The organism is Akkermansia sp. NBRC 115031 (genome assembly GCF_030268505.1).
Taxonomy (GTDB): domain Bacteria; phylum Verrucomicrobiota; class Verrucomicrobiia; order Verrucomicrobiales; family Akkermansiaceae; genus Akkermansia; species Akkermansia massiliensis.
Genome location: NZ_BSQU01000002.1, coordinates 476,004 through 502,933, shown reverse-complemented (window position 1 = coordinate 502,933; position 26,930 = coordinate 476,004). Strand labels below are relative to the sequence as shown.

Annotated in this window: 19 protein-coding genes; 13 read left to right on the top strand and 6 right to left on the bottom strand. The window is 61.8% G+C overall.

All coding sequences use genetic code 11. From position 1 onward, the window contains the following. Positions 1-400 precede the first annotated feature (400 nt). Positions 401-2,428 (top strand): Sip1-related alpha-galactosidase, encoded by a 2,028-nt coding sequence (locus QSJ36_RS04815; protein ID WP_285467337.1) that lies wholly within the window; start codon positions 401-403, stop codon positions 2,426-2,428. 38 nt (positions 2,429-2,466) lie between these two features. Next, complete coding sequence (locus QSJ36_RS04810) at positions 2,467-3,387, top strand: hypothetical protein (protein WP_285467335.1); 921 nt, start codon at positions 2,467-2,469, stop codon at positions 3,385-3,387. A gap of 51 nt (positions 3,388-3,438) precedes the next feature. Here QSJ36_RS04810 and QSJ36_RS04805 read toward each other — a convergent pair whose 3' ends face one another. Beyond that, a complete protein-coding gene (locus tag QSJ36_RS04805; protein ID WP_022397554.1) occupies positions 3,439-4,314 on the bottom strand; it encodes an alpha/beta hydrolase in 876 nt (291 codons plus the stop codon). A 65-nt stretch (positions 4,315-4,379) separates the two neighbouring features. Here QSJ36_RS04805 and QSJ36_RS04800 point away from each other — a divergent pair, with 65 nt between their 5' ends. From QSJ36_RS04800 to QSJ36_RS04760, 9 genes are all read left to right on the top strand, one after another. Continuing rightward, a complete protein-coding gene (locus tag QSJ36_RS04800) occupies positions 4,380-5,312 on the top strand; it encodes a hypothetical protein (RefSeq protein ID WP_022397555.1) in 933 nt (310 codons plus the stop codon). Between the two features lie 48 nt (positions 5,313-5,360). Continuing rightward, complete coding sequence (locus tag QSJ36_RS04795) at positions 5,361-5,909, top strand: DUF308 domain-containing protein (RefSeq protein WP_102722689.1); 549 nt, start codon at positions 5,361-5,363, stop codon at positions 5,907-5,909. A 14-nt stretch (positions 5,910-5,923) separates the two neighbouring features. Continuing rightward, complete coding sequence (locus QSJ36_RS04790; protein ID WP_022397557.1) at positions 5,924-6,703, top strand: HesA/MoeB/ThiF family protein; 780 nt, start codon at positions 5,924-5,926, stop codon at positions 6,701-6,703. 36 nt (positions 6,704-6,739) lie between these two features. Further along, a complete protein-coding gene (locus QSJ36_RS04785; RefSeq protein WP_022397558.1) occupies positions 6,740-7,711 on the top strand; it encodes a KpsF/GutQ family sugar-phosphate isomerase in 972 nt (323 codons plus the stop codon). Positions 7,712-7,823: 112 nt separating this feature from the next. Further along, the gene (locus QSJ36_RS04780; RefSeq protein ID WP_285467330.1) at positions 7,824-8,609 is read left to right on the top strand and encodes a YdjY domain-containing protein; all 786 of its coding nucleotides are present in this window, start codon (positions 7,824-7,826) and stop codon (positions 8,607-8,609) included. Between the two features lie 6 nt (positions 8,610-8,615). Continuing rightward, positions 8,616-9,794 (top strand): prenyltransferase/squalene oxidase repeat-containing protein, encoded by a 1,179-nt coding sequence (locus tag QSJ36_RS04775; protein ID WP_102736844.1) that lies wholly within the window; start codon positions 8,616-8,618, stop codon positions 9,792-9,794. Between the two features lie 126 nt (positions 9,795-9,920). Next, on the top strand, positions 9,921-10,385 hold the full coding sequence (locus QSJ36_RS04770; RefSeq protein ID WP_022397561.1) for a DoxX family protein: 465 nt from the start codon (positions 9,921-9,923) through the stop codon (positions 10,383-10,385). A gap of 135 nt (positions 10,386-10,520) precedes the next feature. Beyond that, positions 10,521-11,348, top strand: coding sequence for a serine O-acetyltransferase (cysE, locus tag QSJ36_RS04765; protein ID WP_022397562.1), 828 nt, complete (start codon positions 10,521-10,523; stop codon positions 11,346-11,348). A gap of 202 nt (positions 11,349-11,550) precedes the next feature. Next, the gene (locus tag QSJ36_RS04760) at positions 11,551-17,376 is read left to right on the top strand and encodes an autotransporter domain-containing protein (RefSeq protein ID WP_285467325.1); all 5,826 of its coding nucleotides are present in this window, start codon (positions 11,551-11,553) and stop codon (positions 17,374-17,376) included. A gap of 83 nt (positions 17,377-17,459) precedes the next feature. Here the strand turns inward: QSJ36_RS04760 and QSJ36_RS04755 are convergent, their stop codons facing one another. The 4 genes from QSJ36_RS04755 to QSJ36_RS04740 form a co-directional block, all read right to left on the bottom strand. Next, positions 17,460-18,749, bottom strand: coding sequence for a glutamate-5-semialdehyde dehydrogenase (locus QSJ36_RS04755; protein WP_215443542.1), 1,290 nt, complete (start codon positions 18,747-18,749; stop codon positions 17,460-17,462). 4 nt (positions 18,750-18,753) lie between these two features. After that, a complete protein-coding gene (gene proB / locus QSJ36_RS04750) occupies positions 18,754-19,512 on the bottom strand; it encodes a glutamate 5-kinase (RefSeq protein ID WP_022397567.1) in 759 nt (252 codons plus the stop codon). Between the two features lie 116 nt (positions 19,513-19,628). Continuing rightward, the gene (locus tag QSJ36_RS04745; protein ID WP_022397568.1) at positions 19,629-20,216 is read right to left on the bottom strand and encodes a DJ-1/PfpI family protein; all 588 of its coding nucleotides are present in this window, start codon (positions 20,214-20,216) and stop codon (positions 19,629-19,631) included. A gap of 168 nt (positions 20,217-20,384) precedes the next feature. Further along, positions 20,385-21,833: a catalase gene (locus tag QSJ36_RS04740; protein WP_285467320.1), complete on the bottom strand. Its 1,449-nt coding sequence runs from the start codon at positions 21,831-21,833 to the stop codon at positions 20,385-20,387. Between the two features lie 264 nt (positions 21,834-22,097). Between QSJ36_RS04740 and QSJ36_RS04735 the strand changes: the two genes are divergently transcribed. Both QSJ36_RS04735 and tkt read left to right on the top strand, forming a co-directional pair. Next, complete coding sequence (locus QSJ36_RS04735; RefSeq protein ID WP_215832640.1) at positions 22,098-22,841, top strand: acyltransferase; 744 nt, start codon at positions 22,098-22,100, stop codon at positions 22,839-22,841. 201 nt (positions 22,842-23,042) lie between these two features. Next, a complete protein-coding gene (gene tkt / locus QSJ36_RS04730) occupies positions 23,043-25,046 on the top strand; it encodes a transketolase (protein WP_240454352.1) in 2,004 nt (667 codons plus the stop codon). A gap of 302 nt (positions 25,047-25,348) precedes the next feature. On the opposite strand, the gene QSJ36_RS04725 is transcribed toward tkt, so the two are convergent. Next, positions 25,349-26,926, bottom strand: coding sequence for a hypothetical protein (locus QSJ36_RS04725; RefSeq protein ID WP_180971098.1), 1,578 nt, complete (start codon positions 26,924-26,926; stop codon positions 25,349-25,351). Positions 26,927-26,930 lie beyond the last annotated feature (4 nt).

The following is a 26,930-nucleotide window of genomic DNA, read 5'->3' as shown; positions in this document are numbered from 1 at the left end:
GCATCCGGACGCCAACCTGTGCAGCAATGATTTCTCTTTCCTGAAATTCAGCATATTCTGACGGAATATATGTATTTCCACACCCGCAAAGGCTCGCGGCTCTCCACGTACCGGCAACGCAACGGAGGAAGCCTTTTCTCCGGAGAAACAGACTCCCATTATAAAACGACCGGGCAACATAAGCACCTTTCCCTTAAAATCAGAGCTTGACGCCGGATTAGCAATCCGTTTTCCACATGGAAAAAGAAGCAAAATAAGGCGGAAACATCATTTTTTGCTCGTCTCCGGAAAATGCTTTGCCATCATGGCGCAACGGCTTTTTTCCGAAAAGCAGGGAAGCGCACCTTCCTGCCCTTCTGCCAGTCCATCTGCCACCTTCCTTAACCTAATGATGATTCCCATGAAAGCATTCACGTTCCCGGCTCTTGTCCTGGCGGCCCTGAGCATCTGGACTGCCGCCGCCCAAACCCGGATATCCACCATTCCCCCGCTGCCGGGAAAAAACGCGCGTTCCCTTCAGGTACCTCCCTACCAGTCCTTCTGCTGGTTCGCGGCGGACCGCGGCCGCTGGCCCGGAGACGGCAACCGGGTGCTGCCCTGGTTCGGCCGGACGGCTCCCGGCAACCTGCTGGACAGCAAGCCGAACCCCAGCACCGCCAAACCGGGGGACCACGCCATGTTTGCGCTGTTCCACCTCAAGGACGGCAATTTCATGGCCGTGCTGCCCGTCGCCACCCCTGATTCCCTCACGTGGCTGAAGCTTGACGGAGACGGCAAATTCCTTGTGGAATCCGGCACGCTGGGAACTTCCACCGCCAAACCGCAGCCCGTCCTGGCCGTCACCGCCGTGGACAAGGATATTTACCGCGCCTGCTCCGCCGCCTGGAACAAGGCCCTTTCCCTCCCCTTCATCAAGGGCAGAACCTTTCCCCGGGAAAAGAAGATTTATCCGGAACCCTTCAAGTACCTCGGATGGTGCAGTTGGGAGCAGTATAAAAAGAACATCTCCTCCAAGCTGCTTGAAGAAACGGCCAGCCAACTGGAGGCCTCCCCCATCCCCGTCCGGTGGATGCTGGTGGACGACGGGTTCCAGATCCAGGAAGGGCTTAAGTTGATCAGCTTCCAGACCCGCCAGGACAAATTCCCGCAGGGCTGGCAGCCCCTGATGAAGCACAAAAGCTCCAAGTTGAAATGGATGGGCCTGTGGAACTGCTATTACGGCCTCTGGAACGGCATCCACCCCAAGCACCGGCTGGACGCCCAGACGGCCCGCGGGCTGGTCAGCACTACCAAGGGGAAAATCCTCCCCGGTGACGGCCCCGGAGGAGCCGGGGCGTTTTACAACCCTTTTCTCCAATCCGTCAAGGACGCCGGGTTCGACTTCGTGAAGATCGACGTGCAGGCGGAATACCTGAAGCATGCGGACGGCCTGGACAACCCGGTCCACCACAACACCAAGTGTTCGGAAGCCTTGGAACAGGCATGCCGGAAGACGGGCCTCAGCCTGATGAATTGTATGGCGCAGGGCACCGTCAACATCCAGAATACCCGCTACAGCGCTATCACCCGGTGCAGCATTGACTACAAGCTGGGGGATGAAGCCATGGGCAAGTCCCACATCCTCCAGTCCTACGCCAATACGCTCTGGCTGGGGCAGACCGCGTGGCCGGACCATGACATGTTCCATTCCACGGACCCCACCAGCGCGCGCCTCATGGCCGTTTCCAAGGCCGTATCCGGGGGCCCCGTCTACCTTTCAGACCCGGCTGACAAGCTCAATCCGGAAAACATCATGCCCCTGGTCTGGTCCGACGGCCTTCTGCTGCGGCCGCTGGCCCCTGCCGTCCCCCTGCCGGATTCCGTCTTTCTGGATGCGCTGAACGAGAACCGCCTGTACCGGGTGATCGCCCCGCTGCCCGGCCAAAGCGCCGCCGTGGTGCTGTACAACCTCAAACACCCCTCCCCGGCGGAACCGGTGCAGGGGAAAATTTCCCTGGGGGATTATAAAAACGCGGCGGCCCTGCTGAACGGCAACGCGGCGGAAGCCTATGCCTCCATTCCGGCGGAGGGAATCGCCGCCTATTCCGCAGAGGGAGGCTGCGCGCTGACCCCGGCACAGCCGGACCTGGACGTGAAGCTAACGGGCTTCAAGGACCGCCTGTTCATCATGGCGCCCATCGTCCGGGGCTGGGCCGTCATCGGCAGGGGGGACAAATTCCTCTCTCCCTGCGCCCTGGCCGCCGCTCCGGAATACGGGGCGGACAGCCTCCGCTTCCGCGTGAAGGAATCCGGCCCGGTCGTCGTCTGGCGCGGGAAAAGCCCCGTGAAGGCAGGGAACGTTCCCGTCAAGAACCTGGGCAACGGTTTTTATGAATTGCAATTCCCCGTTTCCGACCGCCCGCTGGACGTTACCGTGACAGCCGAATGAGCGCTGCCGTCCCTTCCCAACCCTCTTTCCTTCCCCCCATGCATCTGCTGCGCCCGTTCCTGGCTTTCGCCCTGCTGTTCCCGTTCTGCTGGCACATCCCGTCCTCCGCCGCCGCTCCGGCGGGACTTCCCGCACCGGAACCCGCGGAGGCCAAACAGGCGATTGAACAATTCCTGGGCCTCACCGCCATCTGGATGCTGGAAATGGAATGGACCCACGCCTATGCCAATAAAACGCCCAAGGCGGAGGACTTCCGGAACGCCATGCTGGCGGCGGGCCTTCAGCAATGCCCCTCTGATTTTCAGGAAGCATGGCTGCGGCAGACGAACAAGCCGGGGCGCAATTACGCGGCACCCGTCCTGCGCAAGTACGGCGTCAGCCTGAAGGACCTCCGGGAACGGCTCCAGGGCAAACTGTTCAAGATCAATTCCCGGGTGCATCCGCCCATTCCCCTTTACGACGAGGATGAACAAATCCCCCGCATGGATCCGCGCACCTGCGGCGACCCCAAGGCCATCCTGGAAGCCCTGGCCGCCCTGCGCGCCCAGGTCATGGGCCTTACCCCGGACCAACTGGCCCGGGCCAGGCAATCCATTGAACGGGTCATGCTGGAATTCACGCTGGCCTACATGGAAACCGCCATCTGCATGAACACCGCGGGCATCCGGGAAAGCCAGGTCAGGGAACTGTTCGCCCCCATCAGGACGGACGGATGCCCGGAGGACTTCCGGCGCGCCTGGCAGCACGACCTGCCTTTCTTCCTCAAGGGCCGCTTCACGGGACCGGAACTGACCCTCTCCACCGTCTGCAAGAAATACGGCGCCAGCGAGCAGGAGGCATTCCTCAAGGTCCGCAAAAAGATGAAGGAATGGGATATCCAGCCGCCTACCCCGCAGACGCAGCCCGCCTTCCGCCGGGACATGCAGGAAATCCGGGAAAACATGCTGGGCGGCCGCTGACAGGAAAGCTCCACCCTTGCCGCCGTGTATTTCACGGGCGGTATTCTCCGGTCAGCCCAGCAATCCGGCGTCCATTCCCTCGTTATATTCCCAAATGCCCTGCTCCACCATGAAGGAACTCCAACTGTTGAGCAATTGCTCAAAATAGGCGGCATTTACATTGAAATGGTAAAACGTGTGGTCCGCCACGTCCAGAAGCTCAAATCTGGAGCGGTTTTTCTTTTTCCGCCACAGCTCCGCCAGCCGCTCGCTATTGCGCCACGGCAGCAGCCTGTCTCTTCCGCCATGGCTCGCGAACAGGGGAGGCAGCCCTTTCTGCACGCGCCGCAGGGGATTGACGGCATCCCGCTGGTCAGGGGGCATCATGCCTCCCAGTTTAAAGGCGGACTGCGCCGCCAGATCGCACACGCCGCGGAACAGGGCCACGGCGGCAGGACCGGGCGGAAGGGGAGCCTTCCTGCGGAACAGGGACCAGCGCGCGGGATGGTCGGGGAGGGCCACATGCAGGGCCATCAGTCCTCCCGCATCGCTCCCCGCTACGGTAATGCGGGCCGGGTCCAGACCCAGCAGGGCGGCGTTTTCATACACCCAGGCCCAGGCTTCCCGGCCCTCTTCCAGAATATCCATCGGCTCCACCTCATAAGCGCCGCGCGTACGGAACATGGGAATAATCCCCACAATTCCCTGCTGGGCAAGGTGAAGCGCCCATGGCACAAAATCCCCCAGGCTCTTTCCCACCCACATGCCGCCGTGAAAAAACAGCACGGAGGGCGCGGAAGCGCCCTCTCGATGGCCAGGAGGAAAAAAGACGTAGGCCATCAGCTCCTCACCGTCTGAAAACCGCCTCCACACAAAGCCGGGCTGTTCCCGCAACAGTTTCCTGTACCGGGCTTCCGCCAGATGATCGGCTTCCGTGAACAATTCCATAAGAACGGCTTCATGATGCAATTGTGTTGCACTCCGCGCAAGTTTGATGTCTAAATAATCGTGTAATGACTTTCCGCTCCATTCTCACCATGGCCTGCTGCGCCGCAGCTCTTCTCGCCCCCGCCTCCGCCGCCCCCCGGCCCGGAGACGCCAAACTGAGGGACGATCTGGACGTAGCCTACAACACATGGCGCCTGCACCTGCTGCGCGGCAACTATGACGGCTGGAGAGCCACCACCTCCGCCTACCGCCAGGTGAAAGTGCGCAACCTGGCCGTCTCTGAAAAACGCCCCTTTCCCGCCTCCCTGTTCCGGCAGCCCATGGCTCCGCCCGCGCTCGCCCCGCTGATGTACGTGGGCTCCGTGGTGGACGGTCCCACGGCCGCGGCCACCTACTACGGCAAGGTGGACCTGGGGCTGGGCCAGGAACCGACGGACTCCAACGCCCTGGTCCTGCTGTTCACCCACGAAAACGGCAAATGGAAATACGACCAGGCGCGCTTCTTCAACCTCACCCGCCTGCCCGCCGTCAAGGAACGCCTCAAGCGCGGCGACGCCACCGTCCTGATGGAGCAGGACGGCTTCCAGCCCCTTGGAAAAATTCCCGCCGTGCCGCCTGTCTGCCCGCCGCCCAAATACATCGCAAAAATTCTGGTGGACTGCCCCGGCCGCACCGTCAAGGCGAACGTAAACAACATTTCCCCGCATGAATTCGACAACACGCGCCTGGCGGAAATCATTTCCGGCGGGCTGAGGGACGGAACCAACTCCCTCACGCTGAACTTTTCCGACAGCCCTAACGGCAAAAAGGGCGCCGTTCTCGTGGAGGTTTACATCATGCCGGAAATCCCGGGACAACTGCCCGCCAGGGCCTTTTCCTACTTCGTCCCCCCCCAGGCGCACCCCAAAAGCGGCCCCGTTCTGATCAACGTCACTCCGGAGCTGCTGAAGACCATGGACCCGAAGAACACTCCGCCGCAGGCATCCGCCGGCAAATAAAATCGTCATTCTTCAACGTTTCCGCCGCGGGTCCGGTCATACCGCCATATGACAACTCAACCTCAAGTCAGCAGCTCCGCGGTATCCGGCAACTCATGGTGGATGGGTATCCTTGGCGTCATCGAGCTATTTCTTGGCTTCATCGCCCTGGCCTCTCCCTGGATTGTCGGGGCCAGCTTCATCTGGGTGATCGGCATCATGCTGATGATCCTGGCCGTCGTCCGGCTGGTCCAGGTCTTCACCGTCCCGTCCTCCCGCTGGTGGAACCTGGTGACGGCCATCCTGTACGGCATCGCCGGCTGGTTCCTGTTCCGGGACCCCAATATTTCCCTGGCCATCACCACGCTCATCATCGGGTGGGGCCTGGTCATCGCCGCCGTCTTCCAGGGGGCCATCTGGCTCCAGACCCGTTCCCTGCCCGCCAGCGGCTGGCGGCTCTTCAACGTGATCATCACGCTGATCCTGGGCCTCATGGTCATCTTCGGCTGGCCTGAATCCACGGCCTGGTTCATCGGCACCCTGATCGCAGTGGAACTGATCTTCTCCGGATGGACGCTGCTCCTGTACGCCTTCAGCGGCAACTCCGCCCGCCGTTAATCCCGACGACAGCAATGACCCTCACCCAGGAAGAAACCGAACGGTACGCAAGGCATCTTTCCCTTCCGGAACTGGGCGAACAGGGCCAGCAAAAACTCAAACGGGCGCACGTCGCCCTGACGGGCCTCGGGGGGCTTGGCTCCCCCGCGGCCCTTTATCTTGCCGCCGCGGGCGTGGGGCGGCTGACCCTGATCGACCCGGACGAGGTCTGCCTTTCCAACCTCCAGCGGCAGATCCTGCATGCCACGGATGCGGCGGGAACGGCCAAGACCGCCAGCGCCGCCAGGCGCCTGTACGCCCTGAACCCTTCCGTCCACATCAACACGGTCCACAGGCGGCTCACTCCGGACAACGCCGTTTCCCTGCTGGAAGGGTGCGACCTGGTCCTGGACGCCTCGGACAACTACGCGGCGCGCTTCGCCATGGCGGACGCCGCTTGCGCCCTGCGCCTGCCGCTGGTGCACGGAGCCGTGAAAGGCTTCATCGGCCAAGTGGCCGTCTTCGCCCCCCACCAGGGCACCGCGTGCTACCGCTGCCTCTTCCCGGCAGACACGCCCATGCAGGAGAAAGACACCGCCTCCGCCGCCGGCATCCTGGGCGCGCATGCGGGCATCATCGGCTGCATCCAGGCCATGGAAGCCCTGAAATACCTGGCCGGCATCCCCTCTCCGCTGGTGGGAGCCATGCTCTCCGCAGACACGCGGCGCATGCGCTTCACCACCATTCCGCTGGCAGCCAATCCCGCGTGCAGGTGCCGGAAAAACGGGGACCGCGGAGCCGCAATGAAAAATTGACGGCCATGGGGGCATCTGGCATCATTCCCGCCAGATATGAATCATTTAACACGCGCCAAATCCGTTTTTGAAATGGAGATTGAAGAGCTGCGCGGCGTCCTGTCCCGGCTGGATGACAATTTCAACCAGGCTGTGGAACTCATGTCCCAGGCCCTGGACCGCGGCAACAAGATCGTCATCGTAGGCGTAGGCAAATCCGGCAACATCGGAGCCAAAATCGTCGCCACCCTGAACTCCACCGGAACGCCCACCGTCCTGCTGGATTCCCTGAACGCCCTGCACGGGGACCTGGGCATCGTCCAGGACGGCGATGTCTGCATCGCGATGTCCTTCTCCGGTGAAACCTCGGAACTGCTGGCCCTGCTCCCTTTCATCAAACGCTTTGAATTGCCCATCATTTCCATGACGGGCAATACGGCCTCCTCCCTGGCCAAATACTCGGACATCGTGCTGGACACGGGCGTTTCCCGGGAAGCCTGCCCGCTGAACCTGGCCCCCACCTCCAGCACCACGGCCATGCTCGTCATGGGGGACGCCCTTGCCATGGCCCTGGTGGAAGCGCGCCACTTCACCGCGCGGGACTTCGCCAAACGCCACCCCGGCGGCTCCCTGGGCCGCGCGCTGCTCACCAAGGTGAGCGACATCATGCGCCGGGGGGAGGAAATGGCCATCCTTCCGGAAACCGCCTCCGTGAACGACTGCCTGAAGGCGATGACCACCGCCCACACCGGCGCCTGCATCCTGCTGACGGCGGACAACAAGCTGGCCGGCATCTTCACCCACGGAGACTTCGTCCGGGCGTACGGAGCCAATCCCCTCATTGGGGAGCAGCCCGTCAGCGGCCTCATGACCCGCAACCCCATCTATGTGATGGAAGACGACCTGGCCGCCGAGGCGGTGAAGGCCGTCAGCAACCGCCACATTGACGACCTGGTGGTGCTCAACGCGGAAATGACTCCCGTGGGCATCGTCGACCTTCAGGACCTTGCCAGGCTGAAACTGGTTTAGGCTCCCTCCATCATTCCTTCCAGGCATCCGTGATTCAAAAGTAACAAATCAATCACGGATGCCTTTTTCATTGAACGGAAGCTTTCATTTTCACAATCTAATTTCCATAAACATGTTCCTGAAATTTACGATCACCCTGCTTGCCTGCTCCTGGGGCTTTGCCCATGCGCAGGACGTTTCCGCCCCGGCGGGAGATCCGGATGCGCCCGCACCGGAGGAAGCCCCCCGGGAAGTCCCCCTGCCGGACGGCAAGACGGTACCCAAATTCGAACCCCTGGACGAGCACCGCATCAAGATAGGCAACGTGATCGTGAACCACAAGGAACGCACCGTCAGCTTCCAGGCTCAGGTCAACATGCAGGAGGGCATTCTGGAATATATCTGCTGCATGCCCAACGGCAAGCTGCATGAATCCCTGCTGGTGACGGAGGCGGACCCCCTGCACATCAGCCTGGGCATGACGCTGCTCAAATTCCACCGCTTTGAAAAATTCTTCCCGGTGCGGGATGAAAACTTTGAATGGCTCCCCTTCACGGAGCCCAAGCCCGCGGACTATGCGGACTCCTACGTGCAGGTCGCCATGACCTACACGGAAAACGGCAAGGAGCAGAAGAGCGACTTTTCAGACATGGTCGTGAACTCCCAGACCGGCAAGGGGCTGGACCCCAATGACTGGCTTTACACCAACTCCTTCTTTTACGAAGGGGCCTACCAGGCCAGCCTGAGCGGAGAAGTAATCTCCATCTTCGCGAGCCGCACCTCCCCCATCAACTACATCGGCGACTTTCATGACGGCGTCAACGACACGGGCTGGATCGTCAACCCGAAGAAAAACCTGCCCCCCGGCACGAACGTCACCGTCACCATCTCCCAGAAACCGGTTCAACCCAAGCAATAGCACATTATGTTCAAATCCGCACTTTCATTAACGCTGGCCGCCGCGCTGGGCACAGCCGCCTTCGGCCAGACCACCGTGACGGCCGTTCCCGGAGAAGCGGCCGCCTCCAAATACGCCTCCATCAGCCAGGAAATCCTGCGCGCCATTGAAAAAGGGAACGAATACCTGAAAAGCAAGCAGAACCCGGAAGGCTACTGGGCGCAGCCGTCCTATCCGGCCCTGACGGCCCTGGCGGTCACCGCCTACATGCGCGACCCCGCCAACCAGGGCAAGCCCATCCCGGAATACATCCGGAAGGGGTATGACTTCGTCCTGAAATCCCAGAAGGAGGACGGCTCCATCTTCAACCGCGGCATGTCCTCCTACAACACCGCGGTGTGCATGATGGCCCTGCTGGCCGCCAACAAGGAGGAATACGCCCCCGCCATCCTCAAGGGCCGCGCCTACCTCATCAAGCAGCAGAACCACTTCGCTCCGGACAACCCCTACAACGGCGGCATCGGCTACGGGGATAAAAAGGCCCCTCCCATTGCAGACCTTTCCAACACCTCCCTGGCCCTGGAAGCCATTTACTACTCCCAGAAGCTCGCCAAGGACGGCAAATACGGGGAACAGCCGGACCTGGACTGGAACGCCGCCACGGAATTCATCAACCGCTGCCAGCAGAACCCAGCCGTCAACAAGGAACCCTGGGTCTCCAGTGACAAATCCCAGCTCGGCGGCTTCGTGTACCGCCCGGGCGTCGCCAGCGCCAGGGACAGCAAAAGCGCCGCGTTTGACAAGGCGGAACCGCCCAGGGCCTACGGCAGCATGACGTACGCGGGCATGCAATCCCTCATTTACGCCAATGTGGACAAGAACGACCCCCGCGTCAAGCTGGCCCTCAAATGGCTGGAAAACAGCTACAACCTGGATGAAAACCCCGGCATGGGCATTCAGGGCCTGTACTACTACTACCAGGCCATGTCCAAGGCTCTCAGCGCCATGGGAATAGACACCCTGACGCTGGAAGACGGCCGCAAGGTGGACTGGCGTGACGAACTGGCCAACAAGCTCATCTCCATCCAGAAGAGCGACGGCTCCTGGGTAAACACCAACAACCGCTGGTGGGAGGCGGACCCCGTCCTGGTGACCTCCTACTGCGTGCTGGCGCTGGAACAGCTTTACCATTCCATTCCCCGGTAACGGACGCGCCATCCTGACTTCAAGGGCCGGAGAGGGAGGAAATGACCTCCTTTTCCGACCTTTTCCATGCCCGGAAATGAACGTCCCATGGAATAAAAGGGTCTTTTCTTCAACCATTTCAAATTCATGGACACCATTGATTCCATTACCATTATTGCGGCGGCGTGGGGGTTGCTGGTCCTTCGGCTGACGCTGGCCCTGATCCTGTGGCCGCACGGAGCCCAGAAAGTGCTGGGCTGGTTCGGGGGAGCGGGCTGGGACGGCACGTACCAGGCCTTCACGGAAAAAATGGGCATTCCCCCCTTCCTGGCCAAGGTGGCCATGCTGACGGAATTCTTCGCCCCCATCTGCCTGGTGCTGGGCGTCTTCACCAGGATAGCTGCGCTCGCGGTCATCATCATGATGGCCGTCGCCATGACCAAGCACGTTAAAAACGGCTACTTTGCCAACTGGTCCGGGAAAAAAGCCGGGGAAGGCGTGGAATTCCACCTGCTCTATGCCGGCTCCGCCCTGGCGCTGCTTCTGACCGGTCCCGGCCCGTGGTCCGTGGACGCCTGGTGCATGGACATCGTGCACGTCATCTTCGGCTGACGGAGGCAGGTCATGCCCGGCTGGGCATAGGACGTACTTTCCGGTTCTCAAATCCGCCGTACTCTGGTACTTGTGGGGGTGCAGCCTTCCCCTTCGGGAAAGGCGGCTCCTTTTGCCTTTCCACCTTCTTCCGCCATGACCAGCCTGAAACGCTCAAAACTCCGGCAGTGCACCAACTGCGAATGCATCATCAACGGAGTATGGGACTGGGTGGTGGAATGCGCCCGCGAGGCGGCTGAGGAAGAACCCGCCATGCGCGGCATTCTGGACGACGTCTGCCTGTCCCGCAATTCCCTGGCCACCTCCATCTCTGCCCGGCTGGCGCGCAAGCTCTCCCGCCGGGACATGCCGCGGGAACTGATCGAACCCCTCATCCGGGAGGCGCTGGCGGAAAACCAGAACATCCTCAGCCAGATCGCCAACGACCTGATCGCCATCGTGGACCGGGACCCCGCCTGCCGCACGCCGCTGGAACCCCTGCTCTTCTACAAGGGGTTCCACGCCATCACCACGTACCGCATCTCCCACTGGCTGTGGCAGCACGGCCGCACCATCATGGCCCTTCAGTTCCAGAGCCTGGCCAGCGAAGTCTTTGCGGTGGACATCCACCCGGCGGCCACCATCGGCTGCGGCATCCTGCTGGACCACGCCACCAGCTTTGTAGTGGGGGAAACCGCCATCATCCGCGACAACGTCTCCATCCTGCATGAAGTAACGCTGGGCGGCACGGGCAAGGAGGAAGGAGACCGGCACCCCATTGTGGAATCCGGCGTCCTGATCGGCGCGGGGGCCAAAATCCTGGGCAGGGTCACCATCGGCGCCTGCGCCAAAATCGCCGCCTGCTCCGTCGTCCTGGAAAACGTCCCTCCCCATACCACGGTGGCGGGCGTTCCCGCCGTCATCGTCAATGACTCCATTCCGGACAACCCTGCGCTGGACATGAACCAGTGCCTTTGTGACTAATCCTGCAACGGATTAGGAATCCGTCAGTTACTGCTAAAAACACGGCAAATCCCAAGCCCTGCAAAAATCAGGGGAAAAAGCAAGCTCCAAAAAGACCAGACGTGTCACAATGATTTCAATCTCAATGTATTGAAATTTATAATACACTAAACTTCAACATTTTGAGTTGAGGCCGGATTCCTAATTCGCATACTGCTAGGATATGCGTTTAAGATTACCCTTCTCTCTAAGGTCCGTCCTGCTTGCGTGCAGCGCCCTGTTCTCTACCGTGGCCTCCGCCTCTGTTTCAGACGGAAACCTTGGCAACGTCATGTACGTAGGGGACTCCATCACCCATGGCGTCAACAGCGGCTCCTGGCGCTGGGCCATGCACAAAATTTTTGCAGACAACGGCATCAGCTATACCGAAAAAGGTATCATGACCGGCAACTACAGCGGCGGAGTGGCCGCGGGAACCTCCTACGGCGGCAGGATTTTCCAGAATCTCCATTCCTCCGCGGCCAGCGCGCGGACCTATGAAATCGCCGGCAGGGCGAACAGCAGCAGCTACGGGCGGTTTGACGGCTCCAACATCAAGAACTGGCTGGGCCTGAGCACGGAAAAAACCCAGGGGGGAACCTACACGGGCCAGACCTTTACCGGGGCCGACACGCCGGACACGTTTTTCCTGCTCGCCGGCACCAACGACCTCCTTTCCGACAACAACAACAGTACGCTGCACCTGCGGCTGGACGGGGTCACCTACCTTCTGCTGAGCGACATGGATTCCATCGTCTCCTCCATCCGCACCGCCAACAGCCACGCAAGCATTCTGGTGATGACCATCCCCTGCTGGACGCAGCATTCCAACGGGAACCTGGCTGAAACGCACCAGGCCGTAGCCACCTACAACGAATCCCTGAAAGAATGGGGCGCAGAAAACGCCGCCAACGGCGTCAAAGTCATTGACATCAATGCGGGCATCATTGACGTGGCCTCCTCCACCCCTTTCTACGGGGTGCGCTCCATGTTCCACAATCCCACGGCGGACGGGCTGCACCCGAACGCCCAGGGGGACCTGCTGATGGCGGGCAACCTGGCCAAGGGCATGGGGTACGCGGGGCGGTCCGCCGGGCAGGAAAGGAAAGCCGCCCACGAACTGGGCGTCAACTTCGGCCAGACGCCCTCCATCACCCAGCAGACGCTGACGGCCAGGGGCTTTACCGCCAATAACGTCACCATCTCCAACAACACGATCAACTTCAACAAATCCGGCAGCAGCACCCTCACTTACAACTGGGGAGCCTCCCAGGGGCAGGACAAGGGCTACACGGTGGATTTCACCCTGCGCCTGGGCAACGGCGCCACGGGCGGCTGGGACACCACGAACAACTTCTCCCTGAATCTGGGCAACGGAACGCTGAACGTCAATGAAGCGTACATCCAATGGGGAAGCACCATCCTGTACTCCAGGGACATGTCCGCCAATGCGGATTCCATCCGCGTGGCCTACGTGGCGGGGGACAACGCCCACGGCCTGAACGCGGGCTACTACATCTGGCTGGGGGACGTCCTCATCGGGGAGGCGCAGACGGCAGCGGGGGGCAGCTCCTCCGGCCTCACCTTCAGCTATTCCGGCACGCTGGACGCCATCCTGTCCAACCTGGCTCTGGACGGCTCCCTCTCCTACGCGCCCTCCACCAGCGGCATCACCGGACCGGAAACCCTTTATCTGGCAAACGGCGGAGCTTCCTCCGCCCTCAAGCCGGGCATGATCGAATGGACAACGGGCGCCGCCGCCACCGCCGTGGCTACGGCCGGGGCCAATGCCACGTATAATGCCCGCAACGGCACCAACTCCAACATCGCCAGCATCACGGGAACGGGAAGCACCAAATTCATTTACGCCAACAACGGGGCCTATGGCAGCGCGGACAGCCGCCAGGACCTGTGGGTGACGCTGGGGGAAGGCGTCAGCAGCGATAACGGCTGGATAGGAGGCCACACGTCGGGCGACCTGTACGGGGACATCCACCTGCGCCTGGCGGAAGGGGCCATTGGCAAATCCACGGTATTCGGCACTGTTAACGGGGGCACCGTCCACGGGGATATTTACCTGGAATTCTCCTCCTCCACCGGGACCTATGACACCTCCTTCACCAACGGGGAGGCGGACCGCACCTCCGTGGCGGGAGCCTACGCCACCGCCGTGGACGGGGACATCACCATGGTGTTCAATGACGGCGTGTTCTCCCATCGCATTTTCGGCGGCCTTTACACGGGAAACAAAACCATCTCCGGCTCCACCTCCCTTTACATCAACGGCGGAACGTTCATGAACGAAATCTACGCCGGGAACAAGACGAACGGCACCATCTCCCAGGGAACCAGCCTGACCGTCACGGGCACGGACGCCATTCTGGGCAAGGCTGACGGGGACAACTGGACATGGACGCTCCTGTGCGGCGGCAACAAGGCCAGCGGCACCATCAACGGAGGCACCGCCATCACCCTGAAGGACATTGCCGCCACCACCGGAGACGGTTCCGAACACAAATTTGACAAATACGCCGGCACCATCGACGGCAAGGGGGGAGGAACAGTGAACGGGGAGAAGAAGCTCGTCTTCGACCACTACACTACCAGCTTCCTCGGAACGCTCCAGAACTTTGACAAGGTGCAGGTCACCGGAAATTCGGACCTTGCGCTGGACAAGGCCCTGGGCAATACGGTTGCCTCCCTGACCGTGGATGCAGGCTCCGCCCTCCGGTTCAACCAGGCCCAGGGAGCCACGCTGGACATCACCAACAACGGCACGATTCGCACCTCGCACAACCTGACCCTCAAATCCGCAGACACCGGAACCGGAACCTATTGGGTGGAAGGAGGAACGCTGGACCTGGCCGGGCAGGCCGTCTCCGGAAAAATATCCATCTCTGCGGGGGCGCTCGCCAATACGGCGGGACTGGGAGCCGGGAGTGTCTCCGTCTCCGGCATCACCGGGAACGTCAACCTGGGCGGACTGGACGGAAGCAAGCTGAACTCCATCAACATGGGCAGCGGCACAGGAACCATTTCCGGCCTGACGGGCCATGCGGACCTGTCCGGCTCCGACACGCAATTGAGGCTTTCCGCCGCCAACATGGGCGCGGACGGCACGGGAATCATCCAGTTCAATGACGCGGCTAATTCCACTCTGACCCTGGGGAACCTGACCCTGACGCTGACGGCGGATGCCGTGGCGCTGCTCGCCGCTCCGGGGGACTACGCCTTCCACGTCACCAACGCCGCCCTGCACGCGGATACCAACCACATCACGCTGAGCGAATACAACGGCATGGCGTGGGACATTACCCGGACGGAAGGCGGCCAGGTAATCATCTCCTTCGGCCAGCTGGACGCCATGGTCATTGACAAGGGAGCTTCCAAAAACGTCACCTCCGCCAGCACCCTGGGGGCAACCCCCAGCGTCACCAACAACGGAACGCTGAACATCGACCTGTCCGCGGCCACTGCGCCGGAAGACAAAACAACCACCATCCGCTATCTGGCCGGCACGGAAGCCGGTGCCGTCGTGAACACGGGAACGGACAGCGACGTGATCATCACGCTGCTGAATGAAACCTCCGCAGATCCGGACAAACCAGGCAACACCGCTTATGCGGGCTCCATTGAAGGAGCGGCGCAGCTCGTCAAGGACGGTGAACAGAGGCTGACCGTTGACGGCAGCGTGACCGCCTCCGCTCTGGACGTGCAGCAGGGAGAGCTCGTGCTCCAGAACACGAAGGAAAGTTCCATCATCTCCGGCGCCCTGAACGTGGAACAGGATGCCGCGCTGACGCTGAACTCCGCATCCCTGGCCGCCGGGGATCTGGCGGGCTCCGGCTCCATCACCCTGAACGGGGGCGCCCTGCTCACCATCGCCAGAGACACTCTTTCAGACCTGACGCTCCACGCAAGCGTCACCGGCTCCGGCACCCTGAAACTGGACAATTGCAACCTGATTCTAGGCACGGACAGCAATCTGGGCGAAGACGTGCTGCTCCATCTGGGGGGCGGCAGCCTGCGCCTGCAGGACGGCTCCACGATCGCGCTGGAAGGGCTCCACCAGGAGCAGGAAAACGGCGCGCTCCACCTGGGGGCAAACGGACGTCTGGAACTGGCCTCCAACGACGGGAAAACCTACTCCTTCAAGGGGGATATCACCGGCACGGGAGCCATCACCCACCGGGGCGAAGGCACGCAGATCATCCTTTCCTCCGGGAATGGCGGCGTGGACGTCAGCCATACCCGGGCGGGCGGCCACCTCGTCCTGGGAGACAAGGACCTGGCCGCGGACGGCTCCATGACCTACAGGGACATTTCCATCGGCAGCAACACCCGGGACGCCTCCGACCTGGACGCCACGGCGGACCTCTCCCTGATGAACAATACCACGGCCAACACGCTCTCCATCGCCTCCAACGGCAAACTATACCTGGGCGGCAATCCCAACCAGCGGGCGGTCCAGCTCGTGCTGACCGGCAGCAACGGCGGAGTGGCGGCCGATCTGGACTCCGGCGCTTCCCTGGACCTCACCGTCAATACGGAAACGCTGGCCCGCAGCGCGGACAATGCCTGGGCCGCCGTGAAGGCGGAAAACGGCTCCATCCGCATCAACGGGGCGGACCCATCCATCAACGTCAACATTTACGGCCTGGGTACCGCGGGAGACTGGGCCATCCTGCCGGAATTCACCATCAACGCCTTCTATGCGGAAAACGGCCTGGCCACGGCAAACGGGGAAACCTGGACGGCGGACATGGTGAACCTGACTTATGCCGGCTTCGCCAACCTCGTCTATGACATCAGCAAGATACTCTCCGACGACGGCAAGCTGTTCCAGGTCCACTTCACCAAACTGGGAGACAGCCCGCTGAAGGACTTCGCCTCCACGGAAAACCAGAGAGCCGCGGTGGACAGCCTGTGGGCCGTCACCTCCTCCCCCGGAAGCATCACCCCGGCCATGATGGAATTCCTCAATGCCGTGGGCACCGCCCAGGCCATGGGGGACACGGGCGCCCTTCAATCCGCCCTCTCCTCCTATGCGGGCAGCGGCGTCACCGCCCTGCACTCCGCCCAGAAGGGAGCCCTCCGGGACCAGGTGCTCCACCTGCGCAACCGCCTCTCCCAGATGGGAGCCTCCCCGCAGTACATCAACGATGACCTGCCCTGCTTCAACGCCTGGATTGAAGGGGAAGGCGGCTACCGCAAACTGGATGACCGGATGGACGAATCAGGCTACAAGCTCAACACCTGGGGCGGCACCTTCGGATTTGACGTAACGTGCAGCGACAGCTTCGTATGGGGAGCGGCCTTCTCCGCCAGCTATGGCGACCTGGACGCCTACATGGCGAACGGAGACCTGGACTCCTACTACGGCAATCTGTTCTTCCGCATCCAGTCGGGCCGCTGGGCGCACAACGTCATCCTCACCTACGGATGGAACGACGCTTCCCTGGACCGCACCGCAGGCATCCCCGGAGCCGGCATGTACGCCATGCACGGCAGCACCAGCGGCAGCAGCTACGGCGCCTTTTATGAAGGCACGTATGACCTGTACCTGGATGAAAACAAAACCTCCGCGTTCCAGCCCCTGGTGAACGCCTCCGTGTACAAGAGCCGGATGGACGGCTTCACGGAATCAGGGGGCCTGGGCATGAGCGTGGACGACATGGATTCCACCTACGGCACCGTGGGACTGGGGGCGAGGCTCCGCGGAGAGCTCTCCAGCAACCTGACGGGCCGCGCGTCCATGGGTGAACTGCGGGTGCAGGTTGTCCAGCTCCTGGGCGACCGGAAAACCACGGCGGCGCTGTCGCCCGCCGGCGTGCCCGGCGCAGGATTCCGCGTGAACGGAGCCAGGGAAGGAGCTACCGGCGTGCAGGCAGGCGCGGGCATCACCATTCCGGTGGGTTACACCAGCTCCATTTTTGCGGATGTCAATGCGGACTTCCGCAGCCGCGCCACCAGCTTCAACGGAAGCATCGGCTACAGGCTGACTTTCTAACGGGACTTCTTCAGGGGTGTGTACAAGCGGGGAGCATCGCGGCCATGCTGCGGTGCTCCCTTTCTGATTGCGGACGTGCCTGTTCAGGCGCGGTCTTCCCCCGGAATCCGGGAAGGGTCCTTCATCTGCCCGCTGCCTTCAATGACGTACTTGTAAGAGGTCAGCTCCCGCAGAGCCATTGGCCCGCGGGCATGAAACTTGTCCGTCCCGATGCCTATCTCCGCGCCGAAGCCGAATTCCTCCCCGTCGCTGAACCGCGTGGAGCAATTATGGTAGACGCACGCGCTGTCCACCCGGCTCATGAAATAATCGCGGGCCTTTCCATCCTCCGTGATGATGGAATCACTGTGATGGGAACCGTAGCGGTTGATATGCTCTACGGCATCCCGGACGCCGTCCACCACCTTCACGGAGAGAATCAGGTCTTCATACTCCGTAGACCAATCCCTTTCCTCCGCAGGAACGGCCTCCGGACCGAAAAACGGCCTGCTCCGCCCGCACACGCGGCATTCCACGGCACGCCGGCGCATGCGCTCCGCCGCCATCGGCAGGAACCGTTCCGCCGCGGCGGCGTCCACCAGCAGGGTTTCCGCCGCATTGCAAACGCCCGGGCGCTGTGTCTTGGAGTCGTCCAGCACGTTCACGGCCATCTTCAAATCCGCTGCGGCGTCCACATACACGTGGCAAACGCCGTCCAGATGCTTCAGCACGGGAACCCTGGCGTACTCCGTCACGGCGCGGATCAGCCCCTTTCCACCCCTGGGAATGACCACGTTCAGGAAAGAATCCAGCTCGCACAACTGCCGCACCTCATCCCGGCTGCCGGAATCAAGAAGCTGCACGGCGTCCGCGGGGACGGCGGACTCCTTCAGCGCGGCGCGCAGAACCTCCGCCAGAACCCGGTTGGTCCGCAGGGACTCGCTCCCGCCGCGCAGAATGACGGCATTCCCGGACTTCAGGCACAGGGCGGCGGCATCGCAGGTAACGGTGCCGCGGCTCTCGTAAATAAAACCGATGACCCCCAGGGGAACGCGCACCTGGCGGATATGCAGGCCGTTGGGGCGCGTCCACTCCCGGATGCATTCGCCCACGGGATCAGGGAGGGCCGCCACCTGCTCCATGCCGCGGGCCATGTGCTCCACGCGCTCCGGCGTCAGGAGAAGCCTGTCCAGAAACGCGGCATTGCGGCCGCCCTTCCGGGCCTCTTCCATATCAAGGCCGTTCTCCCGGACAATCTTTTCCGCGGCGCTCCGAACGCCTGCGGCCATCAGGCGCAGGGCCTGCGCCTTCTCTTGCGGCTCCAGGGCAAGCATCTCCCGTGAAGCCGCCAGCGCGGCCCGTCCCACCGGTTCAAGAGGATTCTCCATCTTCATAACTTCATCCCTTCGGTACAAAATACGTTCCGGCTCCTTCCGCCTTCCCCTCCAGCAGCAGCGCGATGCGTTCCGGATGGCGGCCGTGCAGCATGTAAACGCCCGTCCCCGCATTCACGGCCTCCCGGATGGCCTGGAGCTTGGCGCTCATGCCGCCCATGGAAAAGCGGCCCCGGTCCTCCTCTGCGAACGCCAGCACGGCATCCACGTCCTCCACCCGGGGAATGATGGCTTCCCGGCTGCCTCCGGGGGGATACAGGCCGTCCACGCTCGTCAGGATAAACAGCGCGTCAGCCTCCACCAGGCGCGCCATGTGCACGGAAAGAATGTCGTTATCCCCGAACTTCAGCTCTTCCACGGATACGGTGTCGTTCTCATTCACGATCGGGATGATGCCTCCGTACTCAAACAGGCGCAGCACCGTAGCCTGCACGTTGTGGCGGCGGCGCTTCAAATCCTCTGCCGTCAGCAGGAGCTGAGCCACATCCACGTCAAAATGGTTGAAAAGATTCTCATACGTCTGCATCAGCCGCGTCTGCCCCACGGCCGCGCATGCCTGCTTCAGGGACAACTCCTGCGGATAGGACGGCAGCCCCAGGACGGACACGCCGGAACCCACAGCCCCGGAGCTCACCAGCACCACCTGGTGGCCCTGCTGCATCAGGTCCGCCAGCGCGCTGACCAGATGCACGATGGAAGAACCATCCAGCGTCCCGTTCTCACGGGTCAGAACGCCCGTTCCTACTTTAACTACGATTTTCATGTACTTCTGCCCTCCATGATATAACAGGCTCTTTCCTCACAGAAAGCAGAAAACGCGTTCTTCCCGCAATGCCGCGGTTCCGCTGGCCGCGCAGGGATTCCAGCCATGAAAAAACCTCATTTCCGCGCGAACACGTCCCTGGTGCAGTCATCATTCCACACGTATTCGAGCTGCTCCGCTATACCCTCCGCCCGTGACCTGCCAAACCGGTCGCTCACAAACCCGAGGGCCATGTCCATTCCGGCGGAAACGCCGGAGGAAGTATAAAACTTCCCGTCCGCCACCCACCGGGCACGTTCCTCCCAGCCGACTGCGCCGCGGACGGACTTCACCCATGCAAAAGACTTCTTGTTGGAAGTCGCCCTTCTGCCGTCCAGCGCGCCGCAGCCGGCCAGCAGCGCGGCCCCTGTGCAGACGGACAGGCAATACTCCGCATCGTCCGCCATGCCCCGGAGAAAATGCAGGAAAGGCGGAAAAACCGCCAGGCGGCGGGTCCCCCTTCCTCCCGGAACCACTAAAATTCCGCCGCCGTCCGCCTCCGTGGCCGGTTCAGTGACAATTACCGTCTTTTGAGCACTTGCGACGGTTCCGCCATGTTCGGAAAAATAACGCAGCCGGTATTCCTCTACTTTGCCCAGCACTTCCACCGGGCCGAATGCATCCAGCGTCTCAAAATCATCAAAAAGCAACACATTCACATCCACCAGGCCACATTACTCCATCCGTCCTCCCTCCGCACCTGATATTTCACGATTCCGTGTCCTGCCTGCCGGAATTCACGGCCATCAATCCCCTGGCTGCGTCAAACGGGTAAAAAACGGGCGGAAGCCTCCCCTTCCGGAGAAACTTCCGCCCGGAACACCCAAATTTGACTATCCCTTGAACATGCCGAGGGCCTTGGCCACTCCTTCCCCGTATTCGGGGTCGCACTGCATGCAGTGGTCGATGTGGCGCTGCTTGATAAAGTCCGGCGCGTCGCCCATGGCGCGGGCGGTATTGCCGTACAGGGCCTCCCTCTGCTCCGGATTCATCAGCCGGAACAGGGCGCGTGGCTGGGAATAATAATCGTCGTCATCCTCGCGGAAATCCCAGTGCCAGGCCGCGCCGTCCAGCTCCAGCGGCGGTTCCCGGAACTCCGGCTGTTCCTGCCACTCCCCGTAACTGTTCGGCTCATAGCCCAGCGTGCTTCCCGCATTGTCGTCCACACGCATCATGCCGTCCCGGTGGTAACTGTGGAACGGGCAGCGGGGGGCGTTCACCGGAATCTGGTTATGGTTCACCCCCAGCCTGTACCGCTGGGCGTCCCCGTAGGAGAACAGGCGCCCCTGGAGCATCTTGTCCGGGGAAAAGCCGATGCCGGGAACGACGTTGGCCGGGTTGAACGCCGCCTGCTCAATCTGGGCGAAATAGTTGTCCGGGTTCCGGTTGAGTTCCAGCACGCCCACCTCCATGAGGGGGTAATCCCCGTGCGGCCATACCTTGGTCAGGTCAAACGGATTGAAGGGGCATGCCTTGGCCTGCTCCTGGGTCATCACCTGGATGTACATCGTCCAGCGCGGGAAATCCTTCCGCTCAATGCTCTCATACAAATCCCGCTGGTGGCTCTCCCGGTCCTTCGCGATAATCGCTTCCGCCTCCGCGTCCGTCAGGTTCTTGATGCCCTGCTGGGTTTTCAGGTGGAACTTCACCCATACCCGCTCATTGTCCGCGTTCAGCATGCTGAACGCATGGCTGCCGAACCCGTGCATGTGGCGGTAGGAGGAAGGAATGCCGCGGTCGCTCATCACGACGGTGACCTGGTGGAAAGCCTCCGGCAGGGAAGTCCAGAAATCCCAGTTGTTCCGCGCGCTTCTCATGTTGGTGCGCGGGTCGCGCTTGATGGCGTGGTTCAGGTCCGGGAACTTGAGCGGATCCCTCAGGAAGAAAACCGGGGTATTATTGCCCACCAGGTCCCAGTTTCCCTCCTCCGTGTAAAACTTGATGGCAAAGCCGCGGATGTCGCGCTCCGCGTCCGCCGCTCCCCGTTCCCCGGCCACGGTGGAAAACCGCACCAGCAGGTCGGTCTTCTTGCCAATTCCGAAAAACATGGCAGCCTTCGTGTAACGGGTGATGTCCCCCGTCACGGTAAACGTGCCGAAGGCGCCGGAGCCCTTGGCATGCATGCGCCGTTCCGGGATCACTTCCCGGTCGAAATGGGCCAGCTTTTCCAGGAACCAGACGTCCTGGAGCAGCATGGGGCCGCGGGGGCCGGCCGTGAGCACGTTTTCGTTATCCGGAACGGGCGCTCCGACGGAGGTCGTTAAATTCTTTTGGTCACTCATGGTGTCTTTTAGTTAGAATTATTATAAACTAATTTTTTCAAGGGTGTCAACAAAGTTTCTTTCAAATCCCGGAAAGGCAAACAACTTGCTTGCGACCTTCCTCCGCGGGACGGGAAAACGGCGCATGGCGTACCCCATGAAGCCAAGCCCTCCCGGCGGCTGCCTCCAGGCAACGGGGCCAAGGCCATTGCGCCATTTTCCGCTTGACCCTGAATGGAGAATCCGGGAGAGTGCCTTTCTCGATGAAGAATCGGGGCTTTCCTCATGAACCGTTTTCTTGCAACAATCTATTGCAACCTATCTCTTTCTCCGCAAACGAGAAAGAAGCGCCGCGTCCGCCTGGGTTTGAAGACGGGAGGGGAAGGTTATGTAAACCCGGTAGGAAACCGCATTTTTCTCATTCTTCCTTCCGGCGAAAAACAGCTTGTCGAGCCGTACCAGATACCGGGGTCCGTCCGGCTGAACATTGAGGGAGAGCACAACACGCTCATCTTCCATGCTCCGCTCTCCTTAAACAATATCTCCATCCACATCTGGAAACATGTCCGCGGCGCGAAAATCGAATTCGGCTCCTCGTCGTCCGGGCACAGCCACTGGAACAATGTCAGCATTCTGGCAGCTGCATCCGGAAGCGCCCTGTCCATCGGCCATTCGACGAGCATCGAAGGATTAGCGGTCATGCTTGTGGGCGGCAAATGCCACATTGGCAACGATTGCATGCTGTCTTCCGGAATCACCATCTGGGCAAACGACTCCCATCGCCTGATGGACGCCGACACGGGGGAACTGCTCAACGACCAGCCGCAGGGCGTCCTCATCGGCGACCACTGCTGGATCGGGCAGGGGGCAACCTTCACCAAAAATGCCATCATCCCGGCAAATACGGTTGTCGGCCTGCAATCGGTCGTCACCAAATCCTTCCGGGAGGAATTCACCGCTCTGGCGGGAAACCCGGCCAAGGTCATCAAAAACGGGGTCAAATGGAGCCGTGAAAGAGAAATGGGCTAAGGACGCCCAACACGTTCCTCCGCAGCTTCATGGCCTGAACCGCCTGCGCATGCCGGGCCATGTGCCGCAGGGGGCGCCGCGGCATGCGGACCGGAGATGCCCGGCGCTTCCATCTTCAATGCTTTTCCCCCGCTCCGCCCTGTTGCCGGAGACGCATTTTAGGCTTCCAATATGGGGCTGATCTGCTCATATTGCCCGGGCATGAATCTTGACCTTCTCCAAAAAGCCGCCAACCAGGCGCGGGGACTTGCCATGGATGCCGTTCACGACTGCGCATCCGGCCACTTGGGCCTGCCGCTGGGGTGCGCCGAAATCGGGGCCGTCCTGTTCGGCGATCTGCTCAACATCTGCCCCGCGCAGCCCCGCTGGCTCAACCGTGACCGCTTCATTCTCTCCGCCGGCCACGGCTCCATGTTCCTTTACGGCTGGCTGCACCTGTCGGGATTCAACATCGGCATTGAAGACCTCAAGGGCTTCCGCCACAAGGGCTCCATCACGCCCGGCCACCCGGAATTCCGGGATACGGAAGGCGTGGAATGCACCACGGGGCCGCTAGGACAGGGCATTGCGAACGCCGTAGGCTTCGCTCTCTCCGCCAGGCGCGCCGCTGCTCGGTTCAACAAGCCCGGCATGGACATCTTCACCCAGCACATCTTCTGCCTCACGGGGGACGGCTGCCTCCAGGAAGGCGTGGCCCGCGAATCCCTCGCCCTGGCCGCCGTCCTGAAGCTGGACAACCTCATTCTCATTTACGATTCCAACGACATCACGCTGGACGCCCCCGCGGAACGCACCCAGCTTGCCGACCCGCGCGCCGTGTATGAAGCCCTGGGCTGGGACGTGCGCCAGATCGACGGGCACGACCTCAAGGCCATCGCGGAAGCGGTGGAAGCCGCCAAAAACGCCAGGAACGGCAAGCCCCAGCTCATCATCGCCAAAACGATAATCGGCAAAGGCATCCCCGGCATTGAAGGCACCACGAAGGGCCACGGGGAAGGCGGAGCCAAGCTCCAGGAAGAAGCCCACGCCAACTGGGGCATTCCTGCCGGGGAACGCTATTACGTCTCCGAAGACGTCCGCAGCGCCTTCACGGACCTCAAGGCCAGACGGGAAGAAGCTTTCAACGCCTGGAACGCCACCTACGAACAATGGCGCCGGGCTTATCCGGAACTGGCCGCGGAACTGGACTCCGGCATCTGCGCCTGCGCCAGGGGCGTCAATCCCGCGGACTCGGACAAGGCCATCCCCGCCTTCCCGCAGGACTACAGCGACGCCACGCGTTCCGCCGGAGCCGTCGCCATCAACGCCATCGCCAAGGCGGACCCCTGGTTCCTGACCACCAGCGCGGACCTGTACAGCTCCAATAAAAACTACCTTTCCGGCGCGGGGGACTTCTCCGCGGAAACCCCGGAAGGGCGCAACTTCTGGTTCGGCATCCGTGAACATGCCATGGCCGCCATCTGCAACGGCATCGCCTATGACGGCCTGTTCCGCGTGAGCGCCGCCACGTTCTGCGTCTTTGTGGACTACATGCGCGCCGCCATCCGCGTGGCCGCCCTCAGCGGCCTGCCCGTCACCTACATCCTGACGCACGATTCCGTGGCCGTGGGCGAAGACGGCCCCACCCACCAGCCGGTGGAAACCGTCTCCGGCCTCCGCGTCATCCCGAACCTGGACGTCATCCGCCCGGCGGACCCAGAAGAAACCGCAGGAGCCTGGATGGCCGCCATGCAGCGCGCCGACGGCCCCACCGCCCTCATCCTGACCCGCCAGAAGGTAGCGACCCTGAACAATATTCCCGTGGAAACGCGCCGGGAAGGCGTGCTGAAAGGCGGCTACGTAGCCCGGAAGGAACAGGGAACCTTGAAGGCCATTATCCTTGCCAGCGGTTCCGAACTGGAACTGGCCCTGAAGGCGGCGGAAAAAACCGGAGAAGGAATCCGCGTGGTTTCCATGCCCAGCTTCTTCCGCTTTGACAAGCAATCTGCCGAATACCGGGAAAGCGTGCTTCCCCCCTCCTGCGCGAAGAGGGTTTCCGTGGAAGCCGGCGTCACGGACCTCTGGTGGAAATACCTGGGCTGCCAGGGCGAAGCCGTGGGCATCAACCGCTTCGGCTTCTCCGCACCCGGAGCGCAAGTTCTGGACGAGCTCGGCATGAACGTGGACAACGTCGTTGCCGCCGTCCAAAAGGTGCTCTCCAAATAATCTGCGGCGTTTAACCGCCATTCCTTTTCAGGGGCTGTCCCGCATCCGGCGGAACAGCCCTTTTTCATGACCCGCCAGAACATCCCCCGGAAAAGGGTTGATGAAACCCCACCCAACACCCCCTCTGTCCGCAAGCTCCGTCTTTCTCCGTATGAATATGAACTGGCCAACCCATTAAACCCGGCTATTTCCACATGCCGCGGGGATTGTGCCTCCGGCATCCCGGAAAGGAAGGCCGGCATCATTCATCCTCTGGATCCACTCACCAGGCGGTTCAGGATAAAAAATGGACAGCCTTCACCTTATTCCCGCGACACCTTCAGCCTCAGGAACCGCCGCGTCGGCGCGTTGCCGTCAATCACTATGGAATCAAGGTATTCGGCACGGTCTCCGGATGGCTCGACCGTCGCTTCCTCCCTCCAGGTAACCAGGTCTTCCGTGCTTTCCACGCTGAACGTCACGTCCGTGGCCGCCGTATTCACCGGCCATTCCAGCACCAGGCGGCATTCCCCGTTTTCCTCCCTGACCGCCAGCCTCGTGACGCTTCCGCAGGGCTTGTTCGGGTCCAGCCCCGCGGCATACTTCATCAGGTTGGTGATGCCGTCGCCCGCGGGACAGGCGTCCGGGACAGTCTGGTCCTCCGGCGTTCCGTCGGCAAAATGGTCCTTCTTCCATTGGTCATACGGGGAAGGCGTACGCGTCCAAGCGAGCACCAGGGCGCTTTTTCCCGCCGTATTCTCCTGTTTCAGGGAAAAAGAACCCTCACTCTTCCAGGCTTCCGCACTGGCGGCGTCATAGGAAACGGAGGGAAGAGCCGCCATGGAAAGAGTGGTCCCTTCCACCAGCTTCCAGCTCTGTTCCTGTTCCTTCCCGGCCATGACAGGGAGAGCCACGCGGATTTCCGCCGTGCTATCCAGAGACACTGGCCCCTCCGCGCTCCACTTGGCCTCCTGGCTAGGGTTCCGGGGGAGAGAGAAGGACAGGCATGCCCCTGCGGCCACGTCCAGCCGCGTCATTCCGCGCACGCCGGCGTTCGTGCCGAGCCGCACCGTTCCGCCTTCCACGCTCACCGGAAAATGGCACAAGGAAATGCCGCCTAAGCCCAGCGTTCCTTCCCCCGTCTTTCTCAAGCTGGAGGTGGAGGAATACCCGGCGAAGGAATAAAGAGGGTCTTCCATGCTGACCAGGCAATCCGGGTCCGCATGCATCACCAGGCGCACATGGCCCATGACCGTGATGGAATTGGGCACGCCGCCCGTGGAGGCTCCCGCGGAACGCCCCCGGAAATTGCCGCTGAAGGAAACGGGGCGGGTGGAATCCGTGGACCGGAGGTTGAGCACGGTGGGAGCCTCCGCGCTGCCGCCGGAAACGTAAACGGCGCCCCCCAGGTTTCCGGCGCTGTTTCCGGTAAAGGAACAGCCGCCTTCCACGTTCACGGTGCGCTCCTCCTCCCCGTCATTGGCATCCAGGCACAGGGCGCCCCCGTTGTGGGCCGCCGCGTTGCCGGAAAAGGAGGAACCCGCCGCTACCTGCACGTTCCCGCGGCTGTAGAGCGCGCCGCCGCTGCCGCCCTCCGCCCTGTTGCCGGTAAAGGAAACGGCGGCCTGCTGGACTACGGAACCTGCGTAAACCGCTCCGCCCTGGGAGAAGCCGCGCACCGTGTTATTTTCATAGGAGGCGGAGCCGGAAAAAGTGACCTGCCCGTAATCCAATATGCCGCCGCCGTTGCCCGTCTTGTCCGCATTGCTGGAGCCGCCGCCGGCATTGACCAGCACATCCGCCAGCAGAAGGGCCCCGGAGAGGAAGGCGGCGGACCCAAGGCCAATCCTGAGAAGACGCAGACGACCGGGAAGAACGGAAAAACAACGTGTTTTCTTCATGAGT

What these genes read in the sequence shown, in the direction of transcription:
- QSJ36_RS04740 (WP_285467320.1), bottom strand. Translation starts at nt 21,833, where the DNA reads ATGAGTGACCAAAAGAATTTAACGACCTCCGTCGGAGCGCCCGTTCCG.
- QSJ36_RS04810 (WP_285467335.1), top strand. Translation starts at nt 2,467, where the DNA reads ATGCATCTGCTGCGCCCGTTCCTGGCTTTCGCCCTGCTGTTCCCGTTC.
- QSJ36_RS04775 (WP_102736844.1), top strand. Translation starts at nt 8,616, where the DNA reads ATGTTCAAATCCGCACTTTCATTAACGCTGGCCGCCGCGCTGGGCACA.
- QSJ36_RS04805 (WP_022397554.1), bottom strand. Translation starts at nt 4,314, where the DNA reads ATGGAATTGTTCACGGAAGCCGATCATCTGGCGGAAGCCCGGTACAGG.
- QSJ36_RS04760 (WP_285467325.1), top strand. Translation starts at nt 11,551, where the DNA reads ATGCGTTTAAGATTACCCTTCTCTCTAAGGTCCGTCCTGCTTGCGTGC.
- QSJ36_RS04755 (WP_215443542.1), bottom strand. Translation starts at nt 18,749, where the DNA reads ATGAAGATGGAGAATCCTCTTGAACCGGTGGGACGGGCCGCGCTGGCG.
- QSJ36_RS04725 (WP_180971098.1), bottom strand. Translation starts at nt 26,926, where the DNA reads ATGAAGAAAACACGTTGTTTTTCCGTTCTTCCCGGTCGTCTGCGTCTT.
- QSJ36_RS04780 (WP_285467330.1), top strand. Translation starts at nt 7,824, where the DNA reads ATGTTCCTGAAATTTACGATCACCCTGCTTGCCTGCTCCTGGGGCTTT.
- QSJ36_RS04790 (WP_022397557.1), top strand. Translation starts at nt 5,924, where the DNA reads ATGACCCTCACCCAGGAAGAAACCGAACGGTACGCAAGGCATCTTTCC.
- QSJ36_RS04735 (WP_215832640.1), top strand. Translation starts at nt 22,098, where the DNA reads ATGAACCGTTTTCTTGCAACAATCTATTGCAACCTATCTCTTTCTCCG.
- QSJ36_RS04770 (WP_022397561.1), top strand. Translation starts at nt 9,921, where the DNA reads ATGGACACCATTGATTCCATTACCATTATTGCGGCGGCGTGGGGGTTG.
- QSJ36_RS04815 (WP_285467337.1), top strand. Translation starts at nt 401, where the DNA reads ATGAAAGCATTCACGTTCCCGGCTCTTGTCCTGGCGGCCCTGAGCATC.
- QSJ36_RS04795 (WP_102722689.1), top strand. Translation starts at nt 5,361, where the DNA reads ATGACAACTCAACCTCAAGTCAGCAGCTCCGCGGTATCCGGCAACTCA.
- QSJ36_RS04785 (WP_022397558.1), top strand. Translation starts at nt 6,740, where the DNA reads ATGAATCATTTAACACGCGCCAAATCCGTTTTTGAAATGGAGATTGAA.
- QSJ36_RS04800 (WP_022397555.1), top strand. Translation starts at nt 4,380, where the DNA reads ATGACTTTCCGCTCCATTCTCACCATGGCCTGCTGCGCCGCAGCTCTT.
- cysE (WP_022397562.1), top strand. Translation starts at nt 10,521, where the DNA reads ATGACCAGCCTGAAACGCTCAAAACTCCGGCAGTGCACCAACTGCGAA.
- tkt (WP_240454352.1), top strand. Translation starts at nt 23,043, where the DNA reads ATGAATCTTGACCTTCTCCAAAAAGCCGCCAACCAGGCGCGGGGACTT.
- proB (WP_022397567.1), bottom strand. Translation starts at nt 19,512, where the DNA reads ATGAAAATCGTAGTTAAAGTAGGAACGGGCGTTCTGACCCGTGAGAAC.